Genomic DNA, 24,668 nt, shown 5'->3' on the forward strand with positions numbered 1-24,668 from the left:
GGCCGTGCCACGCACGGCCCTGTCTCACCGTGTGACCGGTCTACTCGTCGGTAGTTCACCTGAAGGACCACAGAACCGGCCGCCCGCCCGCGGGTGCCGCCCCACGGGCGGACGGTCCGTTCGTACCGTGCCGGTCCGTCAGACCAGCCGCAGTTGCTGGCCGGGCAGGATCAGGTCCGGATCGGCCCCGACGACCTCCCGGTTGTTCGCATACAGCTGGTCCCAGCCGCCGGGAAGTTCGAGCGCGGCGGCGATGCCGGACAGCGTGTCGCCCTCGCGCACGGTGTACGGCTCGCGGCCGAGCGCGGGCACCGGGACGGCCTGCAGGGTGCGGCCGCCCTCGCCGGCCGCCACACCGTCGTCCGGCTCGGCCGGTTCGGTCGGAACGGGGGGCAGATGGCGCTCGTAGATCTCCTTGTGCGCCGTCCAGTACCACTGGTCGCCCTTCTGGTACCAGTACACGCCGGAGTCGGCGTCGAAGCCGCCGCGGCCCGGGAACTTCGGCGACGGCGCGCCCTGCCCGGTACTACTGCGGGTCTCGCCGGTACTCCCCGCGGAGGTGCGGGTCAGGCCGGCGCGTTTGGAACACACCGGCCACGCGCCGGGGCCCTGGGTGGCCAGCACCTTCTCGGCGACGGCGATCTGCTGACTCTTGCTCGCCTGGTGGGCGAGCGGGGCGTACCGGGCGCCGCCGAACCCCTTCCAGGTACGGGCGGTGAACTGCAGCCCGCCGTAGAAGCCGTTGCCGGTGTTGATCTTCCAGTTGCCGCCGCTCTCGCACTGGGCGACCTTCTCCCAGATCGAGACCGGGGCGGCATGGGCTCCGCCCGCGGTGAGCAGCGGCATGGCGAGGCCGACACCCGCGACACCCGCGACGGCGACCGCCTTCTGGGCGGTCGTCCTGCGGCGGTGGCGGCCAGGTCCGGTGAAGAGCATGGGTTTTCCCTCTCCGAACGCCTGCGAGGTGAGCTGTCGGGTTCGGACCGGGAGGCTTGGCCCGGCCGCGGCCGCAGGAGGGGCCCTGCTGACGCGGCTTCACCCCTAGCCGTGGGGACGGCGACGAACGTGGTTCCCCCGCCCCTGTCCTTGGTCTCGGTCGTGAGGCCCGGGTGCGGCGGACAGGATTCGGCGTTGCCGCACGCGGGGTCCGCGGCTGCGGACTGTTCGGGAGAGTAAGCAGATCGAACGGACGATCACAAGCTCATCTCGCTGATATCACGTGGGAATTACGGAGAGCCTATTATCGCCCACGAACGATGCCGGTATTTCCTGATTGATGAGTGTTCAGATCCGATCACTCCCGATCGGCGCGACACACCGTCAGACCGGGTCGCACCGCCCGGACGGCTCCGCCGCGGTCTCCGGGGTGAAGGCGACCGGGAGCTCGCGCAGGCCGCGCATGATGAGGCCGCCGCGCCAGCGCAGGTCGGCGGGGTCGGCGTCCAGGGCGAGATCGGGGAGGCGGGTCAACAGGGTGGCCAGGGCCGCGCGGCCCTCAAGCCGGGCCAGCGGGGCGCCGATGCAGTAGTGGATGCCGTGGCCGAAGCCCAGGTGCGGGTTGTCGGTGCGGGCGAGGTCCAGGGTGTTCTCGTCGGCGAACCGGGCCGGGTCGCGGTCGGCGGCGGCCAGCACCACCAGCACCGGGTCGCCGACCGGGACGTCCACCCCGCCGATCGTCAGCGGACGGGTGGCGAACCGCCACGTGGCGAGCTCCACCGGTCCGTCGTAGCGCAGCAGCTCCTCGATCCCGGTCTCCAGCAGGCCGCCCTCGCCGCGGGCCAGCGACTCCTGCAGCAGCGCCCGCTGGCCGGGGTTGCGCAGCAGCGCGTACAGGCCGTTGCCGATCAGGTTGACGGTGGTCTCGAACCCGGCGAACAGCAGGATGAAGGCCATCGCGGCGGCCTCGTTCTCGGTCAGGTGCTCGCCGTGGTCGCTGGCCCGGATCAGCCCGGAGATCAGGTCGTCGCCGAGGTCGGCCCGCTTGCGGTGGATCAGCTCCGCCAGGTAGGTCCGCATCCGCTTCACGGCCCGGCCGACACCGCCGCGCTGCCCGCCGTGGTGTCGGATCATCATGCCGGCCCAGTCGCGGAAGTCGTCCTGGTCCTCGGCCGGCACGCCGAGCAGGTCGCAGATCGCGTAGATCGGCAGCGGGAAGGCGAACTCGTGGATCAGGTCGGCGGTGCCCCGCTCGGCGAAGGAGTCGATCAGCCGGTCGGTGAGCTGCTGCACCCGGGGCTCGAACTCCGCCACCCGGCGCGGGGTGAACGCCTTGGACACCAGCCGCCGCAGGCGGGTGTGGTCCGGCGGGTCGATGTTCAGCAGGTGGGTCATCAGGTCGGCCTGGCGCTCCCCCGGGATGCCGACCCGGCCGGAGCGGTGCGCCTGCTCGCTGTGGTGCACCGGGTTCTTGGAGAGCCGGGAGTCGGCGAGCGCCTGCCGGGCGTCCGCGTACCGGGTGACCAGCCAGGCCTCCACCCCGCTCGGCAGCGTGGTGCGGTGCACCGGCGCGTGCTCGCGCAACCAGGCGTACGCGGGGTACGGGTCGGCGGCGAACTCCCAGGTGAAGAGTTCCGGCTGGTCGGGGCGGGAGGTGTCCGGCATGCCCCGACGGTATCCGCTGCCGGCCACCCGATCGGGGGTGCCCGCGGCACGGCCGGATCCGATCGGCCCGAACGGGCGTGAGCCTGGTCACCTGGGGGGTAATCCCTGTTGCGGGGGGTCGCGAGGTGCCTACGATCCTCCGATAGCCGTGGAGGGCGGACGTGCGGAGCCGCCCACGGGGTGTCGTGCTCAGAGAGGAGCAGGCCGTGCGAGTAGCCGGGGCAGTGGTGGTCATCGCCGTACTCAGCGGGGGCGAGGGGGCCGATCTGGCCCGCCGCTTCGCCGCCGCGGGTGCCGCGGGCATGCTCGTGGCCGACCTGCGCCCGGGTGTCGCGGAGGACCTCGCGGCCGAGCTCGACCGCCCCGGCTGCCCGGTCGTCGGCGTGAGCGGCGACGTCCACCAGCCCAGCGACGTCGCCGCCCTGGTCGACACCGCGACCAAGCACCTCGGCCGGATCGACCTGTTCGCGGTGGCCGGCCCGCACGGCGAGCGGATCGTCTCCTTCGCCGACCTGCCCGACCACCTCGCCCCGCTGGCCGAGCTGCTCGAACTGGTCGGCGAGGCGATCAGCGAGGTCGTCCCGCCGCAGCGTCAGTCCGACAGCCCCTCGGCCGTCCGCACCGCCGTCCGGTAGCGGCGCGCGGCACCGCGCAGCGCCGCGTCGACGTCCACCCCGGCGTCATAGGCGCGCTGCGCCACGGCCAGTAGCAGCTCGCCGGCGCTCTGCGCGGTCAGCTCGTCCGGCAGCTCGTACGGGGAGTCCGGCACGGCGGTGAAGCCGGCCCGGCGCACCCGCGAGACCAGCTTGGCCGCGTACGCCAGTGCGGGCAGCCCCGACGGCACCCCGTCCAGCACCGAGTCGCGCTGCTTCTCCGCGGCCTTCAGCTGCTCCCAGTTGGCCTCGACCTGCGCGGAGCCGGCGGCCTCCACGTCGCCGAAGACGTGCGGGTGGCGGTACATCAGCTTCTCGACGATGTCGCCGGCCACGTCGTCGACGGAGAACGGGTCCTCCGGGTGCTCCTCGGCGATCCGGGCGTGGAAGAAGACCTGCAGCAGGACGTCCCCGAGCTCCTCGCGGAGCGTCTCCCGGTCGCCCTCCTCGATCGCCTCGACGAGTTCGTACGCCTCCTCGACCAGGTACTTCACCAGCGACTCGTGGGTCTGCTCGGCGTCCCAGGGGCAGCCGCCGGGCGAGCGCAGCCGGTCCATCACCGAGGCCAGGTCGAGCAGCCGTGCGCCCGGCAGGTCGTACGAGCCGGGCAGCAGCTCGATCTCGGGGGCGGTGCCGGCCTCCTCGACGGCGAGGCGGGCCAGTGCGTCGGTGAGTCCCGGGTCGCCGTCCGGGCTGCCCAGCCAGACCACCGGGGCGGCCCCGGCAAGCAGGCGGGCCAGCGCCGGCGCGGACGTCCGCTCGATGATCTCCGCCTCGACGCCGGCCTGCCGCAGGGCGGGCAGCTGCGGGTGCCCGGGGTCGCCGGCCAGCACCCGGCCGGCCGAGCGCAGGGCCTCCCAGGCCGGCCAGGACAGCAGGCCGGGGGCGACCCGGTGGGTGGTGGTCAGCAGGATCAGCTTCGGAGTCTCCACACCCCGAACCTACCGCCCCGCGGTACCGGCCCTGCGCGGCCCGACCAGGGCTGACGGCCGTGCGGTCAGGCGGCGGGCGCCCGCTGCAGCAGCCAGTCGGTGGCGGCGTCGACCAGGGCGATCTTCTGCGGGTCCCAGCGGCCGTAGCGGGGGTTGACCTCGACCTTGAGTGCCCGGCCGGCCTCGGCGAGGGCCTTGCGCACCGCGGCGTCGCCCTGCTCGGTGCGGGCGTCCTGGCCGGCCGCGGCGGCGATCTTCCGGATGCCGATCTGCTGCCGGTAGAAGACGGGGACGTCCTCGGCGGCCACGCCCTGACGGAGCAGCAGCTGCCGCTCCAGGGCGGCGTCCCCGCCGAGCAGCTGGGCGTCGTTCCGCCGGGCCTCGGCGATCTCCCCCTGGGTGACGGAGAGGCCGCGGTCGGCGAGGGCGCGGGCGATCACCCGGTCGAGGACGAGTTCGGCGACCGTCCGCCGGACCAGGCCGGCCTGCTCGGTGCCGGTGCCGCCCGGGGCGGCCGCGGCGGTGGCGTCCCGCAGCGCGCTCACCTTGGCCTGCACCTCGGCGATCGGGATCCGCTCGTCGCCGACCACCGCCGCCGCTCCCTGGTGGGCCGGGGAGCCGCCGCACGCGGTCAGCACGGCGGCCGCGAGCAGGATCCCGGCGGCCGTCCGGGCCGGGCGGAGGGCGGAGCTGGTGCGGATCACGTGGGGCCTCCCGTGCGGTGGGTGGGGCTATGGCGTCCGGTGGTTCTCCTGACTGGAGTGAACAATAGGGAGCCGCCCGCGGCTTGCCCAGACCCCCGCCGCCGGGCCCCGCACCCGGTGCCCGTCCGGCCTCAGCCCCCGGCGGCGTACGGGTTGCCGGGCACCGGGGTCGGCGGCGGTGTGGCCGGGGCGAACAGCCGCGGGTCGGGCCGGGAGGTGCCGGCGGGCGGGGTGGCGGCGGGCGGCCGCACCGGGGTGCCGCCGGGCAGCGGGGTGGCGGTGCGCAGCCCGCCGATCCGGTCGAGCAGGGCGCGCAGCCGGCGGACGTCGGCGTGGTGCGGGCCGCGGCGGCGCTCGGTGTCCAGCAGGAGTTCGAGCAGGGTGTGCCAGGCGCCGTCGTGGTCGCCGGCGGCGGTGAGCAGCCGGCCGGTGCGCTCGCGGACCTCCAGGGCCTGGTCGGAGTCGGGCGGCAGCGCGGCGGTGAGCCCGCGGTACTCGGCGAGCGCCTCGGTGGTGCGGCCGAGGCGCTCCAGGCATTCGGCGGCGCGCTGGCGGTGGTCGAGCGTCGCGGGGTCGTAGGGGCCGCGTTCGGCGGCGGTGGCGGCGGCGAGCAGCCGGTACTCGGCGAGGGCCTCCCGGGCGCGGCCCTCCTCCAGCAGGGTGCGGGCGTGGATGGTCCGGACGGTCTGCAGCAGCGGGGCGCCGTCGCCGAGCGCGGCGGCGATCCGGGGCAGCAGCCGGGCGGCGAGGTCGACCACCTCGGCGTGCCGGCGGGCGGCGACCAGGTCGGAGAGCCGGGCGCAGGCCGCGGTGAGTTCCTCGTCCGGTTCGGCGGCGCGCGGTGCGACGGCCGCGATCAGCACCGGGGCGGGGTCGGCCGGGGGTGCGGGGGCCGGCAGCGGCAGCCGCAGCCGCGCGGCGGCCGGGGCGGCGGCGCGGGCGGGGAGCGGCTGGTGCGGGTGGCGGTAGGGGCGGGCGGTGTCGGGCAGCGGGCCGTACGGCGGCTGCGGTTCGGCGGCCGGGGCCGGTAGCAGCGGCAGCAGCGCCGCGTACACCTGCTGGGCGTCGGCGGGGCGGTCGGCGGGCTGCTTGGCGAGCAGGTCGAGGACCAGCCGTTCCAGGGCGGGCGGGACGTCCGGGCGCAGCTCGCGCAGCGGGGGCGGTGGCTCGTCGACGTGCCGGCGGAGCACGCCGAGCGCGGTGGGGGCGGTGAACGGGGCGTCGCCGGTGAGCATCTCGTGCAGCAGGCAGCCGAGGGCGTAGAGGTCGCTGCGCGGGTCGACACCGGCGGCGAGGGCCTGCTCGGGAGCCATGTAGGCGGGGCTGCCGATCGGGGTGCCGGTGAGGGTGAGCCGGGTGGCGTCCGGGTCGAGGGCGGTGGCGATGCCGAGGTCGAGCAGGACGGTCCGCCCGTCCGGACGGATCATCACATTGCTGGGCTTCAGATCCCGGTGGACGACCGGGACGGCGTGCACGGCGGCGAGCGCGGAGCAGAGCTGGGCGGCCGCGGCGACCGCGCGGTCGACGGTCAGCGGGCCGTCCTCGGCGAGCAGGTCGGCGAGGCTGACGCCGGGCACCCGCTGCATGACGAGGTAGAGCTCGCCGCTGTCGGTGCCGGCGTCGAAGACGGTGACCAGGCCCGGGTGGTCGAGGGCGGCGCTGATCCGGCTCTCGCGCAGGAAGCGGCGGCGCAGTTCGTCGCCGCGGCTGCGGGTGGCGTCCTCGGGTCCGAGCAGGTCGGTGCGGAGCAGCTTGACCGCGACCCGGCGGTCGAGCCGCTGGTCGTGGCCGGCCCAGACCTGGCCCATGCCGCCGTGCCCGATCTTCTCGGTGAGCCGGTAGCGGCCGTCGACGACCCGGGCGCCGGTCACGGGCGGCCGTCCCCGGCCTGACGGCGCAGCAGTTCACCGAGCTGCTGCAGGTCGTCGCCGCCGGGGGCGGCCCGCACGGTGGGGGTGTGCGGGGCGGACGGCTGCGGCTGCGGGGCCTGCGCCTGCGGGTGGACCTGCGGCTGCGGCTGCGGCTGGGCGTACGGCTGGGGCTGGGGCTGCTGGTAGCCGGGGGCCGGGGCGGGCACGGCGAGCATGGGCGCGGGCGGGGTCTGGGCGCCTGGCGGGTACGCCGTCGGCAGGTAGAGGCCCTGCGGCGGCCAGGGGGCGGCGGGCCGGCCGCGGTTCCAGATCGAGGCGCTGTCCATGATCAGGAAGTGGGCGGGTGCCACGATCCAGAGCACGATCGCGGTCAGGCCGGTGACGTCCGCGTACCAGGTGCCGGTGGTCTCCTTGGGCGAGAGCCCGAGGACGACGTACATGGTGAGCTGGACGAGGCCGAAGACCACCGCGCCGATCACGTCCGCCGCCCGACGGCGGCGCGCCGCGAGCAGGACCGACGGCGCCATGCCGAGCAGACCGAAGGTCAGCAGCGGCATCAGGCAGACGAGAATCCTGTGGAGCAGGCTGAACGGGCCGCCGGCGGTGTGGCCGGGCTGCCCGTACAGGGGGCCGGACATGCGCGCTCCTGTGCGGGGTCGAGGGTGTGTCGCACACCGTACCGTCACACCGGCCGGGCGAGCAGAGCCTTTCCGCCCGTGGCGCCCGACGCCCGTCGGATCCGCCGCTCCTACCGCTCCGTCAGGCCGCCGGCGGCGAGGCCGTCGGTGAGCCCCCGGGCGAGTTCGCGGCCGAGCGCGGCGGCCCGGTCGAGGGCGGCCTCGAAGTCGGCGATCCGGCGGAAGGCCGCGCCGAGCTCGCGCTGGCGCGCGGGCGGGACCCGGGGCAGTTCGACCCGGCGGACGTCCAGCCGGGTGGTGGTGGAGGCGTAGCTGCTGGCCCGGCGGGCGCTACCGGTGGCGCGCAGCACGCCGGCCAGGAAGTCCGGGTCGAGCTGGGCCGGGTCGGGGCGCAGCAGGTGCAGGCGGGGGCCGAGGGCGACCCCGTCCAGCGGGCCGCCGGCCCGCACCACGCGGGCGGTGCCGCCGCCGAGGGCGGGGACGAGGACGTCGCCGGGGCGGGTGGTGAGCGGGGCGTCGACGGCGGCCGCAGTGCCGCCGGGGGCGGCGCCGGCGAGCAGGTCCTGGTCGGTGAGGACGGGGATGTCCGACGGTCCGTCACCGGTCGCGCGGATCGGGACGCCCTGGCCGCTGGAGTGCACCTCCAGCGCCCCCGCGCGGGCGAGTTCGCCGACGGTCACCAGCGGCGGCTCGGCGGTCGACGGGCTGTCGGCGACGGCGGGCAGGGCGCCCGCCGGGTCGGCCGGGCCGGCGAGCAGCTCACCGAGCCGGGCCTGCAGGTGGTGCAGGGCGGCGGCCCCGCCGTCGGGGGCGGCGGCGGGCAGGTGGCGGGCCGGGGAGAGGTCGGTCTCGTCGTCGAGCAGGTCGAGGGCGGGCACCGCGCGGTGGACTCCGGGGCGGTCGACGGGCAGCGGTGCGCCCTCGCGGGCGGCGGTGTCGAAGGCCTGCCAGGTGTCGAGGACGGTGCGGTGCAGGGCGGGCCAGTCGATCCGGTCGCGGCCGCCCTCGGCCGCGGGGTGCGCCGCGGCGGCGTCGAGCAGCAGGACCCGGCGGAAGTCGTCGCCGTGGCGGGGGCCGCGCAGCAGCCACAGGTGCAGCGGGACGCCGTACGGCGGGGCGGTTCCGGCGGGCAGCGCGACGACGGCGCGCAGCGCGCCGGAGCGGACGAGTTCGGCCCGGATCCGGCGGCCGGCCCGGCGCGAGGCGACGGTGGGCGGCAGCAGCAGGGCGGCGAGGCCGCCGGGGCGGGTGTGCGCCAGGCAGTGCAGCACCCAGGCGAGTTCGGACTCCCCGCGCGGCGGGACGAGGCCGCCGGGCCAGCGGGAGTCGTACTGGAGCTCGTCGTGGCCCCAGTCCCGCTCGTTGTAGGGCGGCTGGCAGAGCACGGTGTCGGCGGCGAGGCCGGGGTGGGCGTCGGCGCGCAGCGAGTCGCCGGCGCGCAGGTCGAGGGCGAGCGGGGCGGGGGTGCCGGGCGGGGTGTGCAGGGCGAGCCTGAGCAGGGTGAGGGCGGTGTGCACCGGGTCGAGGTCCTGCCCGTGCCGGGCGGCCGCCGGGCCGGCGGCGAGCAGCAGGGCGCCGAGGCCGCACGCAGGGTCGAGGACGGTACCCCCGGCGCCGCCGGGGCCGGCCAGGTCGGCGAGGAGGGCGGCGGCCTCGGGCGGGGTGGTGGCGGCGGGCCGGGCGGCGGCCTCGGTGTGCCGGGCGAGCAGCTGCTCGAAGGCGCCGGCCGGGCCGTGCTCCTCGGCGAGTCGTACCAGCAGGCGGGCGAGGTCGAGGTAGGTGGCGCCGGCGAGCCGGGGCAGGGCGAGCCGGGCGGCGCCGTCGGGGCCGAGGACGGAGGCCGCGGTCTGTTGCAGCAGGCGGGGCAGTGCGGTGGCGAGCCGGGTGTCGGGTTCCTCGCGCAGGGCGTCCCAGCCGGCCGGGTCGCGGTGCAGCTGGAGCAGGAGGGCGCCGGCGGCGAGGAGCGGGGCGGCGGGGTGGCCGTCGGGGTCGCGGAGGGTCTCCAGCTGACGGCGGACGCGTTCCAGCAGCGGCAGTTCGGCGATCTTTCCCTGGGCGCGGAGCCAGCGCTCGACCTCGTCGAGGCGGAAGGTCGGGCTGGTGTCGGTACCGCCGGCGGGCTGCGGGAAGTCGACGTGGCGGCGGCGCCAGTTGCTGACGGCGGCCCGTCCGACGCCGGCCAGGCGGGCGATCTCGACGGCGGTCACCTCGGGACGGTCCGGCATCGGGGGCTCCTCGGTCGGGCGGCGGCGGGGCGGGTCGCGGGGGTGTTCTCCTGCGGTCCGCGGCGCGTGTGACCGCCCAGCATAGCCATGGGCGCCCCAGCCTCGTTCACACGTGAACAGAGGCGTTTCATGAATCACCGTTGACAGTGTTCACAGTACATGGTGTGATCTGGTCATCGCCGAATCGGCCCGATGCCGCGGCGAATCCACCTGCCACCTTGGGGAGTTCACGTCATGACCCGCAGCACCGTCCGCCGCTCCGCCGCCGTCCTGCTCGCCGCCTCCCTGGTCGCCCTGGGCGCCGCCGCCTGCAACACCGGCGCGTCCTCCGTCTCCACCGAGGCGAAGAAGCCGGCCTCCGGCGCTCCCGCCTCCGCCGCCGGCACGGCCGGTACCGCCAAGCAGGGCGCCGCCGCCCCCGCCAAGGTCGGCGACACCATCGCGCTGAAGGGCTTCGAGAAGACCACCACCGCCGACGTCACCGTGGTCAAGGTCGTCGACAACGCCGAGGGCGAGGACGAGTTCAGCAAGCCGGCCGACGGCAAGCGCTTCGTCGCCGTCCAGTTCCGGATCAAGGCCACCGGCAAGGCCTACAGCGACGCCCCCGCCAACAGCGCCAAGCTGCTGGACGCCCAGGGCCAGTCCTTCTCCACCGGCTTCTACGACACCAAGGCCGGCCAGGGCTTCTCCGGCTCCGTGAACATCGCCCCCGGCGAGAGCGGCCTCGGCTTCCTGACCTTCGAGGTGCCCAAGGACGCCGTGCTCGACAAGGTCCAGTTCACCCTCGACAGCGGCATGGCCGACCAGACCGGCCAGTGGAAGCTCTCCTGACCTGCGCCGCTCCACGTGGAACGAGTGGAACAAAAAGGGCGGCCTCGGGCACAGGGCCCGAGACCGCCGATCGGAGCCGGGGGCGCTACCGCTTCGCGCCCGCCAGGTCGTCGAACATGGTGGTGAGGAACTCCGTGCTCCAGGCCAGGAGTTCACGGCCGAGCAGCGGCTTTCCGCCGATCCGTCCGCCGCTCACCGGGCGGGGCACGAGCAGCTGCGAGGTGGCCGCCTTGATCTGGGTGCGGGGGTAGAGGCGGTTGAGCCGCAGCTGCTGGGACTCGCGGAGCTCCACCGGGCCGAAGCGGACGAAGTTGCCCTGCAGGGTGATGTCGGCGACGCCGCAGCGCCGGGAGTACAACCGGAGGCCCGCCACCATCAGCAGGTTCTCCACCGGCTCGGGCAGCTTGCCGTAGCGGTCGGTGAGCTCCTCCCGGACATGGACGATGTCCTCCTCGGAGTTGACCGCGGCGATCGAGCGGTAGGCCTGCAGGCGCAGCCGCTCGCCGGGCGCGTAGTCGTGCGGCACGTGGGCGTCGACCGGCAGCTCGATCTTCACCTCCAGCGGCTCCTCCTCCGGCGCGCCGCCGCCCTCCAGCGACTCGCGGAACTCGGCCACCGCCTCGCCGACCATCCGCATGTAGAGGTCGAAGCCGACCCCGGCGATGTGGCCGGACTGCTCGCCGCCGAGCAGGTTGCCGGCGCCGCGGATCTCCAGGTCCTTCATGGCGACGTACATGCCGGCGCCCATCTCGGTGTGCTGGGCGATGGTGGCGAGGCGCTCGTGCGCCGTCTCGGTCAGCGGCTTCTCCGGCGGGTACAGCATGTAGGCGTAGCCGCGTTCGCGGCCGCGGCCGACCCGGCCGCGCAGCTGGTGCAGCTGGGAGAGGCCGAAGGTGTCGCCGCGTTCGACGATCAGGGTGTTGGCGTTGGAGATGTCGATGCCGGACTCCACGATCGTCGTGGACACCAGGACGTCGAACTCCTTCTCCCAGAAGTCGACGACGACCTTCTCCAGGTGGGTCTCGCCCATCTGGCCGTGCGCGGTGGCGACCCGGGCCTCGGGCACGAGCTCCTTCAGCCGGGCGGCCGCCTTGTCGATCGACTCGACCCGGTTGTGGATGTAGAACACCTGGCCCTCGCGCAGGAGTTCGCGGCGGACGGCGGCGGCGATCTGCTTCTCGTCGTACGGGCCGACGAAGGTCAGCACCGGGTGCCGCTCCTCCGGCGGGGTGGTGATGGTGGACATCTCGCGGATGCCGGTGACGGCCATCTCCAGGGTGCGCGGGATCGGCGTCGCCGACATGGTCAGCACGTCGACGTTGGCCCGCAGCTTCTTCAGCTGCTCCTTGTGCTCGACGCCGAAGCGCTGCTCCTCGTCGACGATGACCAGGCCGAGGTCCTTGAAGCGGGTCTCCGCGGAGAACAGCCGGTGGGTACCGATGACCACGTCCACCGAGCCTTCGAACAGGCCCTCCAGGACGGCCTTCGCCTCGCTGTCGGTCTGGAAGCGGGAGAGCGCCTTCACGTTGACCGGGAAGTTGGCGTACCGCTCGGCGAAGGTGGAGAAGTGCTGCTGGACGAGGAGCGTGGTGGGCACCAGCACGGCGACCTGCTTGCCGTCCTGCACCGCCTTGAAGGCGGCCCGCACCGCGATCTCGGTCTTGCCGTAGCCGACGTCGCCGCAGATCAGCCGGTCCATCGGGACGGACTTCTCCATGTCCCCCTTGACCTCGCCGATGGTGGTGAGCTGGTCCGGGGTCTCCGCGTACGGGAAGGCGTCCTCCAGCTCGCGCTGCCACGGGGTGTCCGGGCCGAAGGCGTGGCCCGGGGCGGCCATCCGCGCCGAGTACAGCTTGATCAGGTCGGCGGCGATCTCCTTGACCGCCTTCTTCGCCCGCTGCTTGGTCTTCGCCCAGTCCGCGCCGCCGAGCCGGTGCAGGGTGGGCGCCTCGCCGCCGACGTACTTGGTGACCTGGTCGAGCTGGTCGGACGGCACGAACAGCCGGTCGCCGGGGTGGCCGCGCTTGGCCGGCGCGTACTCCAGCACCAGGTACTCGCGGGTGGCGCCCTGCACGGTGCGCTGCACCATCTCGACGTACTTGCCGACGCCGTGCTGCTCGTGCACCACGTAGTCGCCGGCCGCCAGGGCCAGCGGGTCGATGGCGTTGCGGCGCCGGGACGGCATCCGCCGCATGTCCTTGGTGGAGGACTTCTGGCCGGACAGGTCGGTCTCGGTGACGACGGTGAGCTTCAGCGCCTCGTCGACGAAGCCGTGCTCGATCGAGCCGCAGGAGACGTACACGACGTCCCGGGTCGGCGCCTCGGCGAGGTCGGCGACCAGACGCGCGGGGATGCCCTCGCCGGAGAGCACCTCGGCCAGCCGGGAGGCCGGGCCGTGGCCCTCCGTCACCATGACGACCCGCCAGTCGGCGTTCAGCCGCTCCTTGGCGTCGGCGATGGCCCGGGCGGTGTCGCCGCGGTACGCCTCCACGGCGTGCATGCCGAGCGTCAGGGTGTCGGCGTCGCCGCGCCGATCGGCGGCTCCGCCGCGGGCGAGGATGCTGCTGACCGTGGAGTCGCTGGTCGCGAACGGGCTCACCGACCACCAGGGCAGCCCGATCTCCGCCGCGTGCTCACGGACGTCCGCCAGCGACCACAGCGAGGCCGCCGAGACGTCGATCTCCTCGATGTCGATCGGCCGGTCGCCGCCGGCCGCCGCGGCCACCCAGGACGCCTGCAGGAACTCCTGGCTGGTCGCGACCAGGTCGGCCGCCCGGGTGCGGACCCGCTCCGGGTCGCAGACCACCGCGATCGAGCCCTTCGGCAGCACGTCCAGCAGCAGCTCCATGTCGTCCACCAGGACGGGGGCCAGCGACTCCATGCCCTCGACCGCGATGCCCTCGGCGATCCTGTCCAGGATCTCGGCCAGCCCGGGCTGCCGGCCGGCCAGCTCGGCGGCCCGCGCCCGCACCTCGTCGGTGAGCAGCAGCTCCCGGCAGGGCGGCGCCCACAGGCCGTGCTCGGCGATCTCCAGCGAGCGCTGGTCGGCCACCTTGAAGTAGCGGATCTCCTCGACGTCGTCGCCCCAGAACTCCACCCGCAGCGGGTGCTCCTCGGTCGGCGGGAAGACGTCCAGGATGCCGCCGCGCACCGCGAACTCGCCGCGCTTCTCGACCAGTTCGACCCGGGCGTAGGCGGCCGCGGCCAGCCGACGGGCGACCTCGTCCAGGTCGTGCTGCTCGCCGCGCTGGAGGGCCACCGGCTCCAGCTCGGCCAGGCCCTTCACCTGCGGCTGCAGCACCGAGCGGACGGGGGCGACGACCACCTGCACCGGGCCGGCCGTGAGGTCGTCGGCCCGCGGGTGGACGATCCGGCGCAGCACCGCGAGCCGGCGGCCCACGGTGTCCGAGCGCGGGGAGAGCCGCTCGTGCGGCAGGGTCTCCCAGGCCGGGAACTCGGCGACCGCGTCCGGGGGCAGCAGCGAGCGCAGGCTCGCCGCCAGGTCCTCGGCCTCCCGGCCGGTGGCGGTGACGGCCAGCACCGGGCGGCCGCGCTCGCCGGCCTTCGCCGCGAGCGACCGGGCCAGGGCGGCGATCGCGAAGGGCCGTGCGGCCGGTGGTCCCACCAGATCGAGGTGCTGCCTGTGGCCCGTGGCCGCCGCTTCGATCGCCTCGGCGAGGGCGGCGTCCCGTACGACGACATCGAGCAGTCCGGACAGGCTCATGCTTCTTGGCTCCACGGCTGGAGTGGCCCGGCGCCGAGCGGTCGGCCGGGCAACGCGAACGGCCCGGAACGCGGAACGCCCCGGGGGTGTCCAGCCTACGCCGCGCCGCACCCGGACACCCCGCACACCGGCCGGGGTGGACGGCGCACAGCAGGGCAGAACGTCAAGAACTCGACATACTCCTGTCACTGCCCGTCCATGGACGCCGCGCAGGATGGTTCACGTGCCCGCCGCACCCAACCGTGGGGGATGGCTGCAGCGGCGCCGTCGCAGCCCGATGGGGGTCGGGAGTGCGAAGGCCGGACGGCCCTGGGTGGGGGCGGCCGGCAGTTGTGGAGGCCCGGGCCGCCCCTCACGGGGTGGCCCGGGCCTCGCCCTTTCCCGCGTTTGGGCGAAGCCGCCCGCGCACGGGCGCGCTCTCCGTACCCTCGTGTGAAGAAGGTGTGGGTCCGCCCCGCAGAGGGTGTGCGCACCGCCGCGATGGAGGGGGTACTTCGTCATGCGCGTGGTCATCGCAGGGCAGGGCTACGTCGGGCTGCCGCTGGCCGTCCGGGCCGCCGAGCTGGGGCACACGGTGGTCGGGTACGACGTCGACGAGCGGCGCATCAAGCGGCTCGCGGTCGGCGAGTCCTACGTCGAGGACATCCCCGGCGAGCGGCTGCGGCCGCTGCTCGACAGCGGTGCCTACCTGCCCTCCGCCGAACCCTCCGACGTGGCCGCCTTCGACATCGCGGTGATCACCGTACCGACGCCGCTGCGGGACGGCGCCCCCGACCTGTCGTACATCGAGGCCTCCGCCCGGCTGCTCGCCCGGCACCTGCGGCCCGGGGCGACCGTCGTCCTGGAGTCCACCACCTACCCGGGGACGACCGAGGAGCTGCTCGCCCCGCTGCTGGAGGAGGGCTCCGGGCTGCGGGCCGGCGCCGACTTCCACCTCGGCTACTCCCCGGAGCGGATCGACCCCGGCAACCCGCAGTGGAAGCTGGAGAACACCCCGAAGGTCGTCTCCGGCACCACCGCGGAGGGCCTGGCCGCGGTCGACGCCTTCTACGGGCAGCTGGTGGAGCGCACCGTGCCGGTCTCCTCCTGCAAGGAGGCCGAGCTGACCAAGCTGCTGGAGAACACCTTCCGGCACGTGAACATCGCCCTGGTCAACGAGCTGGCGATGTTCGCCCACGACCTCGGCATCGACGTGTGGGAGGCCATCGACGCGGCCTCCACCAAGCCCTTCGGCTACCTGCGCTTCACCCCGGGCCCGGGGGTCGGCGGGCACTGCCTGCCGATCGACCCGTCGTACCTGTCCTGGCGGGTGGAGCGGACCCTCGGCCGGTCCTTCCGCTTCGTCGAGCTGGCGAACGACGTCAACAGCCACATGCCCGACTACGTGGTGCGGCGGCTGACCGAGGCGCTCAACGAGCGCCGCCGCTCGGTGAACGGCTCCCGGGTGCTCGTCCTCGGCCTGGCCTACAAGAAGAACACCGGCGACGCCCGGGAGACCCCGGCGGCCCGGGTCGTCGAGCTGCTGACCCGGATGGGCGCCGAGGTCCGCGCCGCCGACCCGCACGTGGTGGCCGGCGTCCACGTCGCCGAGCCCACGATCCCCGGCCAGCGCACCGCCGCGCCCGACCACGAGGGCGACCCGCTGGCCACCGTGCGCCGCGTCGAGGCCACGCCCGAGGAGCTGGCCGCCGCCGACGCCGTGGTGCTGCTGGCCGACCACGACGAGTTCGACTACACGGAGATCACCGAGCACGCCCGGTACGTCCTGGACTGCCGGCGCAGGCTGACGGGCGCCGCCGTCGAGGTGCTCTGACCGGGGCCGGGCGGGTCGGTCAGCCGCGGCGGGTGACGCGGTTGGGCCGGGTGTCGTGGTCGATGCCGTCGTCCACGATGACGATCTTGGGGACGATCTTCGGCTCGGCCTCGGGCTCCTCGCCGGCCTCCGCCGGGGCCGGGGCCTCGGCGGGCGCGTCCGCCGCGGGCACGTCCTCGGCGGCCGGGGCGGCGGGGGCGTCCAGCGGCTTCTTCAGCAGCAGGTCGAGCGTCAGCTCGGGCTCGTTCGCCTCCTTGGCCGCGGCCTCCAGGGCGGCCGGGCGGCTGCCCGGCTCGATCCGGCCGAGGGCGGTGCCGGTGAGCTCGGCGAGGGTCGTCTTGACGGTGTCGAGGCGCTCCTGCATCTCGGCGTGCCGGCCGGCGAAGTCCTCCTGGTCGCGCTCGCTGTTGGCGCGGATGTTCTCGGCCTTGCGGCGGGCGGCGGAGAGCAGGTCCTCGGAGCGCTTCTGGGCGGCGCCCTCGATGGTGCGGATCTCCGCGAGGATGTCCTCGCGGTGCTGCTCTGCCTCCCGCAGCCGGCGCTCCGCACCGGCGGTGATCTTGGCTTCCTCGGCGTCCGCCCGGGCCTCGGCCTCGGCGAACATCTCGTCGGAGCGGCGCCGCAGCTCGGCCAGCTTGGCCTCGGCGCGCTCCTCGGCCTCGGCGGCGGCGACCCGGGTGCGGGCGGCGTCCGCGGTGGCGGTGTCGCGGGTGGTCCGGGCGTCCTGCTCGGCGGCCGCGACGAGCGCGTCCGCCTCGGCGCGGCTGCGGTCCTCGGTGCCGCGGGCGGCCTGCTCGGCCTCGCCGCGGACGGTCGCGGAGTGGGTCTCGGCGGCGCGGGCTGCGGCCCGGCCTGCCTGCTCGGCGTCCGCCTCGGCCTGCGCGGCGTCCCGCCCGGCGTTGTCCCGGACGGCGGCGGCCTCGTTCTCGGCGATCAGCATGAGGGCGCCCGCCTGGGCGCTGAGCCGTCCGTAGTCGGGCTCGGGCGCGTCCTCCCTGGCCTGGCGGATCTCGGCGAGCCGCTTCTCCATCTCCCGCAGACCGGCCCCGAGCACGCTGAGCCGCTCCCAGGCCTCGTCGCGGTCGGCGGTCAACGCCCGGAGGGTCGCGTCGACCTGCTCCATGGCGTAGCCGCGCCGGGCCACCGTGAAGCCGTGCTGGGAGACGGCGTCGCTCATCGGCTCTTCCCCTTGTGCTGTGGGTGTGCATCTGTTCGCGGACGCCCCAGAGGGCGCCCACTTGACCTATTTTGCGCAGGTACGGTCGAAAGCCCAACAAGGCGAGGCCGGGGGCGGGACCGTCCGGCCCGCCCCCGTCCGCTACATCAGGCCGTCCCAGAGCTGCTCCAGGAGCACCGCCCACCAGCCCTCGGGGGTGTGCAGCGCCGCCGGGTCGACCGCCAGCAGCTGGGCCTGCAGGTCGGCCGTCCAGCGACCGGCCTGCTCGGGCGTCAGCCCGTACCGGAGCCGCCACATCCGGCCGAGGACGGCGAGGCTGCGGACGAACTCCGGCACGCCGGTGTTGACGAAGCGCGGCGGCTCGCCGGTTCCCTCCAGGTCGACCGCGACCACCGCGGCGGTGCCGTACTGGACGCACAGCTGCCGACCGTAGTCGTTGCCGAGCACCAGGTAGCCGCCGAAGTCCGGGCCGGCCGGGCGGCCGCGCTCGGCGGCCAGCTCGGCCAGCGTCGGGATCGGCCGGCCCTCCTGTGCCTGCGCCCAGAAGAACGGCGGGAACTCGCGCGGCAGGCCCGCCCACATCAGCGTCTGTGCGACCGGCTCGGGCACGCCCTGCCGCGAGACGGCGCGCTGCTCGAAACGGAACACCGATGCGCCGAACGCCTGCCCGAGCTCCGCCGCGAGCTGCTGCGGGGCGATCGGCGGCAGCTGCGGGACGGTCCCGGGCGGGGGCAGCGGCGCGGCCACCGGGCGGGGCCGCCGGGGGGCGGCGGCCAGCTGGTGCAGCTGGTCGAGGTGGTCGAACAGCATCGCCATACCGGCCTGCCGGGCCTGCCGGTCCCGGCCGTACGGGACGGTGTGGGTGATCCGCACGTTCGGCCAGGAGGACTTGACCATCCGGGCGCAGTAGCCGCCGGGCAGGTCGCACAGCTCCAGCTCGGTGTGGAACTCCAGCACCTGGTCCGGCGGCACGCCGAGGCGGCGCATCTCCTGCAGTGCCTTCCACTCCGGGTGCGGGGTGCCGGGCTCGCTGGCCATCACCAGCGACTGCTCGGAGCCGTCCGGACGGCGGTAGCTGATCACGGCCTGGGTGCCCGGGCCGATGGTCGGCACACCCGCGGCGGGCGGCGGCACCGGCGCGGCCTGCGGGGCCGGGGCGGGCGGCGCGGGCACGGCCGGCGGGGCGCCCGCCGGGCCGGTGCCCGGGTAGCCGTAGCCGGGCGGCGGCGGGCCCGGGACGGGGGCCATGCCGACCGGCGGCGGAGGCATCGCCGGGCCGGGCGCGGGCGCACCGGCGCCGGGGCCGCCGGGCAGGTCGACGGCGTGCGCCAGCTGGGTGGCGGCGTGCGCCACCCCGGCGTCCGGGGCGGCCGGTGCGGGGGAGGCCGGGCCGCCGCCGGCGGCGAGCGAGGCCGGGGCGGGCGGCGGCGGGACGGACGGGGCCGAACGGCCGGAGCCCGCGGCGGCCGGGCCGGTGCCACCACGCAGCTCGCCCGGCGGGGGCGGCGGCGGGACGGACGGGCCGGAACGGCCGAGCTGGACGCCCTGCGGCGGGGTGCCGGGGGCGCCGGGCAGACCCATCAGCCCGGGCGGGCCGTCGGTGGCCAGCATCGTCGGGGCGTACTCCACGCCCGGGCCGGACGCACCCGGGCCGGACGGGCCGGGGCCGGGCAGCGGGGGCACCGAGTCCGGGGTGGCGAGCATGGTCGGGGCGTGCTCGACGGAGACCGGCGGCACCGGCGTGCCGCCCGAGGGCGTGCCGGGGCCGGGGAAGGGCGGTGCGGCGGTCGGCGCCGCCGGGGGCACGGCCGGCGGCGCCGCGGGCGGCGGGCCCGCCGGGAAGAGCTCCGGCATCGGGACGGTGGCGTTCGGCGGCAGCGCCGAGCCGACCGGCATCGGGACGGTGAGCCCCTCCGAGCCTGCGGCACCGACCGGCATGGGCACGGTCAGGCCCTCCGAGCCCGGGGCGCCGACCGGACCCGCCGGGGCGGCCTGCCGCGGCGGGAAGGCGTCCTGGCGCGAGGGCGGGGCGAGCATGGTGGGCGCGTCCCCGGCCGGCCGGTCGGAGGCCGGCGGCATGGTCTGCACGGCCGGAGCGGGCTCCGGCGCGGCGGGCGCCGGCGTCGCGGCGGCGGGTTCGCCCAACCGGGCGTTCTCGGCGGCGATCGCGGCCGCGCCGGCCTCCTGCAGCCACTGCGGCGGGCTGAGCAGGAAGGAGGTCGCCTCGACCGCGCCGGGCACCGGCCGCGCCGCGCCCGCCGGGTTGGGCTCCGCCCGCCCGCCGTACGCCTCCTCGAACTGGCGGACCACCTCGTTGACCGGCAGCGGCGGCCAGAGCGTGCTGGCCCCGCTGTCGCGGGCGATCACCAGCCGCACCTCACTGCTCTCCGAGGGATCGCCCTCGGTCTCCTCCACGGCCCAGCAGACGAAGCCCAGGTCGAATTCCCGCACCCGCACCTCGCGCTGCCGGGAGCGCGGTACGCCGGCGTTGATCCAGTCCTCGGCGATCTCCTGCGCCTGCGCGTACGTCACCACGCCCGGCTCACCCCTCCGTTGCTCAGTTCACCGGGACGGCCCGGGCGAACCCGCCGTCCACCATCAGCTCCGCGACCGTCTCCAGCTCCGGCGGACTGCCCGCCAGCCGGAGCAGGAACGCGTCGAAGCTCTCCCCGCAGGGCAGCAGCAGCCGCGCCACCCTCTCCTCCGGCGGCTCGGCGCCGCCGCTGTCGCGCGCGTCGTCGTACGGGCAGAACCAGACCGAGCCGGTCCGCTCCCCGCGCACCTTGATCGCGAGCAGACCGCCCTGGACGTAGGCGATGCCCAGGTAGTCCTTGGTGAGGTGGTCGCGCAGACACTTGTTGGCGTACACCAGGTCGTGCACGCCGTACTCCTCACTCAGCGTCAGGAACGGCTGGTCGAGGAGGATTCCGTACTCGGCGTCCAGGGCGACGCCGGCCGGGCCGCGGCCGCCGGCGATCTTCAGGAAGCTCCGGTAGGCGCCCGGCAGCGGGTGGCCGAGCCGCTGCTCGGCGCGCTGCACCAGGTCCTCGGAGACGGCCACCGGGTCGCTGCCGTCCTTCGCCAGCGGGAAGTGCACCGGCCGGTGCTCCTGGAGCGGGCGGGTCCCGCGGCGGGCGTGGTCGGCGGACGAGCGGGCGAGGCCGCCGTGGTGCCGCAGCAGGGCCTTGACCTCGACCGGGACGAGCTCCATCCGGCGCCAGCCGGGCGCGGCCCGGCCGACCGCGTGGTGCCAGGTCCAGCCGGGCGGGGTCGCGACGGCGGTCTCCAGGTCCGCCCAGAGCCCGTGGCCCTGGGTGAACAGCGCGGCGTTGGCGGACACGTAGTCGGTGAGCCGCAGTTCGTCCACGCCGAATCCGTCCGGCGGGTCGGCGACCTCGGCGGCCGCGGCGGCGTACGGGCCGAAGTCCGGCAAGCCGTACTCGTCCACGCGGACACCGGCCGGGTGCTTCTCGGCCCGGATCGGGTCCGGGAACTGCACCACCTGGCCCGCGTACGCCGAGTTGGGCGCGGCGGCGGCGCCGGGCCGACCTGTCGTCATCAGGGCTCCCCCACTGGCTCTGCACTGTTGCGGGCACCAGCGTAGGGGAAGGGACACCCCTGGAGACCAGGGGCGTCACTCCCGTTCCGGGCCGGGGGTCGCCGCGAGCCCGGCCCGGGCGGTCAGCGGCGCACCGCCTTGGCCAGCACCTCCGCGACCCGGGTCTGCTGGTCCTCGGTGATCTGCGGGAAGAGCGGCAGGGTGAGCAGCTCGGCGGCGGCCCGCTCGGCGACCGGGAAGGCGCCCTCGCCGTGGCCGAGGCCGCGGAAGGCGGGCTGCAGGTGGACCGGCACCGGGTAGTGCACGCCGGCGCCGATCCCGGCCGCCTGCAGGTCGGCGAGGACGGCGTCGCGGCCGCGCGCCACCCGGACGGCGTACAGGTGCCAGACGTGCTCGTTGCCGGGCAGGGTGCGCGGCAGGGTGATGCCCTCGACGCCAGCGAGCAGCGCGTCGTAGCGGGCGGCGGCGGCCCGGCGGGCCACGTTCCAGGCGGGCAGCCGGCGCAGCTTGGCGCGGAGCACGACGGCCTGCAGGGTGTCCATCCGGGAGTTGAAGCCGAACCGCTCGTGGACGTACTTGCGGCCGGAACCGTGGTCGCCGATCAGCCGGACGGCGGCGGCGAGTCCGTCGTCGTCGGTGACGACCGCGCCGGCGTCGCCGTAGGCGCCGAGGTTCTTGCCGGGGTAGAAGCTGGTGGCGGCGATCCGGCCCCAGGAGCCGGAGACCCGGCCGTCCTGCCGGGCGCCCTGGGACTGGGCGCCGTCCTCGACCACCGGCCGGTCCCCGGCGATCTCCAGCAGCGGGCCCATGGGGGCGAGTTGGCCGTTGAGGTGGACGGGCAGCAGCACGGCGGCGCCGGGCAGGGCGTCGGCGGCGGCGGCCGGGTCGATCAGCAGGTGGTCGGGGTCGACGTCGACCAGGACGGGCCGCAGGCCGGCCCGGACGACCGCCTCGGCGGTGGCGACGAAGGTGTTGGCGGGCAGCACGGCGCCCGCGCCGTCCGGCAGGTCGAGGGCGCGCAGGGCGATTTCGAGGGCGTCGGTGCCGTTGGCGGTGCCGACCGCGTGCCGCACCCCGGAGAAGGCGGCGTACTCGGTCTCGAAGGCGGCCACGTCGGGGCCCTTGATGTAGGCGCCGCCCGCCAGGACAGCGTCGAAGCCCGCGCGCACCTCCTCGGCGACCTCGGCGTGGGCGGCGTGCAGGTCGACGAGCGGGATGTCGGTCATGGGATACGCCCCTCGGCGGGTTCGGTGGACAGTGCGGGCACGGGCACGGGGTCGGTCGGCAGTGCGGGCCCGGATGCGCCGGGCGCGGGTTCGACGCGCAGCGGCAGGCTGCCGCCGGAGAGGCAGGCGCCGGTCTCGGCGCTCCACCGCCAGTGGTGGCGGGGGCACTCGACGACGCCGTCGGCGATCACGGCGTGGCCGAGGTCCTCGCCGGCGTGCGGGCACCAGCGCTGCAGCCGCAGGCCGTCGCGCTGGATGGTCTCGTCGGAGGCGGTCCGCTCGCGGACCAGCCGGCGGGTCTGCGCGGGCTGGTGGCCGTAGCGCAGCAGGGAGAGCAGGGTGACGTCGAAGACGTCGGGGTCGCGGTGCAGGCCGAGGCGCATGGAGAGCAGTGCCTCCTCCCAGCCGGCCCGGCCGTCGAGGACGGCGCGCAGGGCGCGCGGCGGGACGCGGATGGTGTAGGCCGGGTCGACCGGCTCGTCCTCCAGCTCGACCCGGGCGGCGAGGTCACCGAGGGCGATCCGCCAGGCCTCGCCGCCGGCCTCCAGGGCGAGCCGGCCGCGGTAGTCGGCGAGCAGCGGGCGGTTGAGCCGCCGGAGCCGGTCGAAGTGGGCGTCGACCTCCCGGGCGGTGGGCGGGGCGGCCTCGCCGCGGTGGTAGGCCTGCCACTCCTCGCGGCGGCGCTCGCGGTAGTCGGCGAGGTAGCCGGCCGGGTCGGTGAGCCAGCGGCCGGGCGTGGCCGGGGGCACCTCCCGGCCGTCGGGCCGGGGGAGGGCGTCGACGGTGTCGCCGGGGGCGGTGCGGACGACCTTGGTGCCGGGGCAGGCGGCGGCGAAGTGCGCGGCGACGTCCTCCCAGTGCGGGAAGATCGTCCGCTCGCGGTCGTTGAACCGGTCGAGCTCCGGGTCGAGGAAGCAGGCCGGTCCGGCGGAGGGCAGGTAGCGGCGGGCGCCGGTGAGCCGGACCTTGCGGACCAGGCTGTCCATCAGGTCGGCGCGGACGGCGGCGGTCTTGGCGGCCATCGAGGCCGGCGGGTAGTCGTAGGCGTTGGGGTACCACATGGCGCCGGAGTACTGGGCGGCCAGCAGGTCGACGCCGCCGGGCAGGTCGGAGAGCGGCGGGTTGCAGTCGTTGAGGTCGAGGAAGCGGAGGTCCCCGAGGTCCAGCAGCAGGCCGCTGTCCTCCTTGTGGCTGGTGTCGAGCAGCATGGTGGCGGTGGCGTCGGGCCCGAGCCGGTGGGTCTCCAGGTGGCCGAGCGTCACCTGCCGGGTGAAGCCGAGGGCGGCGAGCCGGCGCTGCAGCGAGCGGGTGCGGTAGGCGGGCACCAGCACGGTGGTGTCCTTGGGCAGGAGCGCCAGCAGCCGCTCGTCGAGGTGGTCCTCGTGGGTGTGCGAGATGTAGAGGTGGTCCCAGGGGCCGGCCAGGACCTCGGGCAGCAGGTGCCGGTTGTCGGGGTACGGGAACCAGGCGTCCAGGAACGCCGGGTGGAACCACGGGTCGATCAGCAGCCGCAGGCCGGCGTGCTCGACCGCGAAGCCGGCGTGCCCGAGGTGCCTGATCGACGTCACCCGGCGGCCTCCCGGAGGGCCGCGACGACGCGGTCCTGCTGCTCCTCGGTGAAGGTGTGGAAGAGCGGCAGGATCAGCGAGCGGTGGGTGATCAGCTCGGTGGCGGGCAGCGGGACGCGCGCGCTGCCCTTGTACGGGGCCTCCAGGTGGGCGGCCATGATGCCGCGGCGGGCGGAGACGCCGGCGGCGGCGAGCCGGGCGAGCACCTCGGTGCGGTCGGGGGCGCCGTCGGGCAGCAGCAGCCAGCAGGCCTGGTAGTTGCCGGTGCCGTGGGCGGGGTCGGCGACCAGGCCGTCGGCGAGCGGGCCGAGCAGGGTGCGGTAGCGCTCGGCGAGGGCGCGCCGGCGGGCCACCATGGCGGGCAGCTTGCCGAGTTGGACCAGGCCGACGGCGGCCTGGATGTCGGTCATCCGGTGGTTGAAGCCGATCTCGTCGTAGGTCTCGACGACGGCGGCACCGCCGGCGGCGCTGTGCCGGTCGGCGGCGGACACGCTCATCCCGTGTTCGCGCAGCCGGCGCAGCCGGGCGGCGAGTTCGGCGTCGTGGCAGGTGACCATGCCGCCCTCGCCGGTGGTGAGCAGCTTGCGCGGGTGGAAGGAGTAGACGGCGATCTCGGCGCCGGCTCCGACCGGGCGTCCCCAGTAGGTGGAGCCCGCCCCGCAGGCGGCGTCCTCGACGACGGTGGCACCGCGCGGTTCGACCAGGGCCCGGATCGGGTCGAGGTCGACCGGGATGCCGCCCTGGTCGACGGCGATCACGGCCCTGGTCCGGTCGGTGAGCACGGCGGCGACGGTCTCGGGGGTGAGGTTGCCGGTCGCCGGGTCGACGTCCGCGAAGACCGGGACGGCGCCGACGTAGGTGACGGCGTTGGCGGTGGCGATGAAGGAGAGCGAGGGCACCACGACCTCGTCGCCCGGGCCGACGCCGGCGCCGATCATGGCGAGGTGCAGGGCGGTGGTGCAGGACGAGACGGCGACGGCGTGCGGGACGCCGAGGTGCTCGGCGAAGGCCCGCTCGAAGGCGGCCACCCGGGGGCCCTGGGCCACCCAGCCGGAGCGGACGGCCTCGGCGGCGGCCTCCGCCTCCTCCTCGCCGAGCCACGGCACCATGACGGGGATGCCGGCCACGGGAGTACTGGACACGGGG

Annotated in this window: 17 protein-coding genes and 1 riboswitch; of the genes, 3 read left to right on the top strand and 14 right to left on the bottom strand. The window is 75.6% G+C overall.

From position 1 onward, the window contains the following. Positions 1-138: 138 nt before the first annotated feature. Both AB0P35_RS16725 and AB0P35_RS16730 read right to left on the bottom strand, forming a co-directional pair. Positions 139-936, bottom strand: a complete 798-nt coding sequence (locus tag AB0P35_RS16725) for a transglycosylase family protein (protein WP_363511292.1) — start codon at positions 934-936, stop codon at positions 139-141. A 4-nt stretch (positions 937-940) separates the two neighbouring features. Continuing rightward, positions 941-1,127: riboswitch (cyclic di-AMP (ydaO/yuaA leader) on the bottom strand. A 193-nt stretch (positions 1,128-1,320) separates the two neighbouring features. After that, positions 1,321-2,601: a cytochrome P450 gene (locus tag AB0P35_RS16730; protein ID WP_363511294.1), complete on the bottom strand. Its 1,281-nt coding sequence runs from the start codon at positions 2,599-2,601 to the stop codon at positions 1,321-1,323. A 206-nt stretch (positions 2,602-2,807) separates the two neighbouring features. On the opposite strand from AB0P35_RS16730, the gene AB0P35_RS16735 reads away from it, so the two are divergent. Next, the gene (locus AB0P35_RS16735; protein ID WP_363511296.1) at positions 2,808-3,236 is read left to right on the top strand and encodes an SDR family NAD(P)-dependent oxidoreductase; all 429 of its coding nucleotides are present in this window, start codon (positions 2,808-2,810) and stop codon (positions 3,234-3,236) included. Here AB0P35_RS16735 and AB0P35_RS16740 read toward each other — a convergent pair. The 5 genes from AB0P35_RS16740 to AB0P35_RS16760 all read right to left on the bottom strand — a co-directional run bounded on the left by AB0P35_RS16740 (position 3,194) and on the right by AB0P35_RS16760 (position 9,624). Continuing rightward, complete coding sequence (locus tag AB0P35_RS16740; RefSeq protein WP_363511298.1) at positions 3,194-4,186, bottom strand: MazG family protein; 993 nt, start codon at positions 4,184-4,186, stop codon at positions 3,194-3,196. The genes AB0P35_RS16735 and AB0P35_RS16740 overlap by 43 nt on opposite strands. A 65-nt stretch (positions 4,187-4,251) precedes the next feature. Then, entirely contained in the window at positions 4,252-4,890 is a 639-nt protein-coding gene (locus tag AB0P35_RS16745) for a SurA N-terminal domain-containing protein (protein WP_363511300.1), read from the bottom strand. 131 nt (positions 4,891-5,021) lie between these two features. Then, on the bottom strand, positions 5,022-6,761 hold the full coding sequence (locus tag AB0P35_RS16750) for a serine/threonine-protein kinase (RefSeq protein WP_363511302.1): 1,740 nt from the start codon (positions 6,759-6,761) through the stop codon (positions 5,022-5,024). Then, complete coding sequence (locus AB0P35_RS16755) at positions 6,758-7,399, bottom strand: hypothetical protein (protein ID WP_363511304.1); 642 nt, start codon at positions 7,397-7,399, stop codon at positions 6,758-6,760. Before AB0P35_RS16755 ends, AB0P35_RS16750 begins: the two co-directional genes overlap by 4 nt. Positions 7,400-7,509: 110 nt before the next feature. Then, complete coding sequence (locus AB0P35_RS16760; RefSeq protein ID WP_363511306.1) at positions 7,510-9,624, bottom strand: N-6 DNA methylase; 2,115 nt, start codon at positions 9,622-9,624, stop codon at positions 7,510-7,512. Between the two features lie 234 nt (positions 9,625-9,858). On the opposite strand from AB0P35_RS16760, the gene AB0P35_RS16765 reads away from it, so the two are divergent. Next, the gene (locus AB0P35_RS16765; protein ID WP_363511308.1) at positions 9,859-10,455 is read left to right on the top strand and encodes a DUF4352 domain-containing protein; all 597 of its coding nucleotides are present in this window, start codon (positions 9,859-9,861) and stop codon (positions 10,453-10,455) included. Positions 10,456-10,540: 85 nt separating this feature from the next. Here AB0P35_RS16765 and mfd read toward each other — a convergent pair whose 3' ends face one another. Then, entirely contained in the window at positions 10,541-14,179 is a 3,639-nt protein-coding gene (gene mfd / locus AB0P35_RS16770) for a transcription-repair coupling factor (protein ID WP_363511310.1), read from the bottom strand. A 499-nt stretch (positions 14,180-14,678) separates the two neighbouring features. Here mfd and AB0P35_RS16775 point away from each other — a divergent pair, with 499 nt between their 5' ends. Continuing rightward, positions 14,679-15,992 (top strand): nucleotide sugar dehydrogenase, encoded by a 1,314-nt coding sequence (locus tag AB0P35_RS16775; protein WP_363511312.1) that lies wholly within the window; start codon positions 14,679-14,681, stop codon positions 15,990-15,992. Positions 15,993-16,011: 19 nt separating this feature from the next. Here AB0P35_RS16775 and AB0P35_RS16780 read toward each other — a convergent pair whose 3' ends face one another. From AB0P35_RS16780 to AB0P35_RS16805, 6 genes are all read right to left on the bottom strand, one after another. Further along, positions 16,012-17,169 (bottom strand): hypothetical protein, encoded by a 1,158-nt coding sequence (locus AB0P35_RS16780; protein WP_363511314.1) that lies wholly within the window; start codon positions 17,167-17,169, stop codon positions 16,012-16,014. Between the two features lie 141 nt (positions 17,170-17,310). After that, positions 17,311-19,704 (bottom strand): SUKH-4 family immunity protein, encoded by a 2,394-nt coding sequence (locus AB0P35_RS16785; RefSeq protein ID WP_363511316.1) that lies wholly within the window; start codon positions 19,702-19,704, stop codon positions 17,311-17,313. Positions 19,705-19,726: 22 nt separating this feature from the next. Then, positions 19,727-20,728 (bottom strand): SMI1/KNR4 family protein, encoded by a 1,002-nt coding sequence (locus tag AB0P35_RS16790; RefSeq protein WP_363511318.1) that lies wholly within the window; start codon positions 20,726-20,728, stop codon positions 19,727-19,729. Positions 20,729-20,850: 122 nt separating this feature from the next. Continuing rightward, positions 20,851-21,954: a DegT/DnrJ/EryC1/StrS family aminotransferase gene (locus tag AB0P35_RS16795; RefSeq protein WP_363511320.1), complete on the bottom strand. Its 1,104-nt coding sequence runs from the start codon at positions 21,952-21,954 to the stop codon at positions 20,851-20,853. Next, entirely contained in the window at positions 21,951-23,522 is a 1,572-nt protein-coding gene (locus tag AB0P35_RS16800; protein WP_363511322.1) for an MBL fold metallo-hydrolase, read from the bottom strand. The genes AB0P35_RS16795 and AB0P35_RS16800 overlap by 4 nt, the downstream gene beginning before the upstream one ends. Beyond that, positions 23,519-24,664 (bottom strand): DegT/DnrJ/EryC1/StrS family aminotransferase, encoded by a 1,146-nt coding sequence (locus AB0P35_RS16805; RefSeq protein ID WP_363511324.1) that lies wholly within the window; start codon positions 24,662-24,664, stop codon positions 23,519-23,521. The genes AB0P35_RS16800 and AB0P35_RS16805 overlap by 4 nt, the downstream gene beginning before the upstream one ends. Between the last annotated feature and the right edge of the window lie 4 nt (positions 24,665-24,668).

Source organism: Kitasatospora sp. NPDC085879 (genome assembly GCF_040686255.1).
Lineage (GTDB): Bacteria > Actinomycetota > Actinomycetes > Streptomycetales > Streptomycetaceae > Kitasatospora.

Coding starts and splice junctions, on each gene's coding strand:
- AB0P35_RS16760 (WP_363511306.1), bottom strand. CDS start 9,624: ATGCCGGACCGTCCCGAGGTGACCGCCGTCGAGATCGCCCGCCTGGCC.
- AB0P35_RS16765 (WP_363511308.1), top strand. CDS start 9,859: ATGACCCGCAGCACCGTCCGCCGCTCCGCCGCCGTCCTGCTCGCCGCC.
- AB0P35_RS16755 (WP_363511304.1), bottom strand. CDS start 7,399: ATGTCCGGCCCCCTGTACGGGCAGCCCGGCCACACCGCCGGCGGCCCG.
- mfd (WP_363511310.1), bottom strand. CDS start 14,179: ATGAGCCTGTCCGGACTGCTCGATGTCGTCGTACGGGACGCCGCCCTC.
- AB0P35_RS16780 (WP_363511314.1), bottom strand. CDS start 17,169: ATGAGCGACGCCGTCTCCCAGCACGGCTTCACGGTGGCCCGGCGCGGC.
- AB0P35_RS16790 (WP_363511318.1), bottom strand. CDS start 20,728: ATGACGACAGGTCGGCCCGGCGCCGCCGCCGCGCCCAACTCGGCGTAC.
- AB0P35_RS16730 (WP_363511294.1), bottom strand. CDS start 2,601: ATGCCGGACACCTCCCGCCCCGACCAGCCGGAACTCTTCACCTGGGAG.
- AB0P35_RS16795 (WP_363511320.1), bottom strand. CDS start 21,954: ATGACCGACATCCCGCTCGTCGACCTGCACGCCGCCCACGCCGAGGTC.
- AB0P35_RS16725 (WP_363511292.1), bottom strand. CDS start 936: ATGCTCTTCACCGGACCTGGCCGCCACCGCCGCAGGACGACCGCCCAG.
- AB0P35_RS16775 (WP_363511312.1), top strand. CDS start 14,679: ATGCGCGTGGTCATCGCAGGGCAGGGCTACGTCGGGCTGCCGCTGGCC.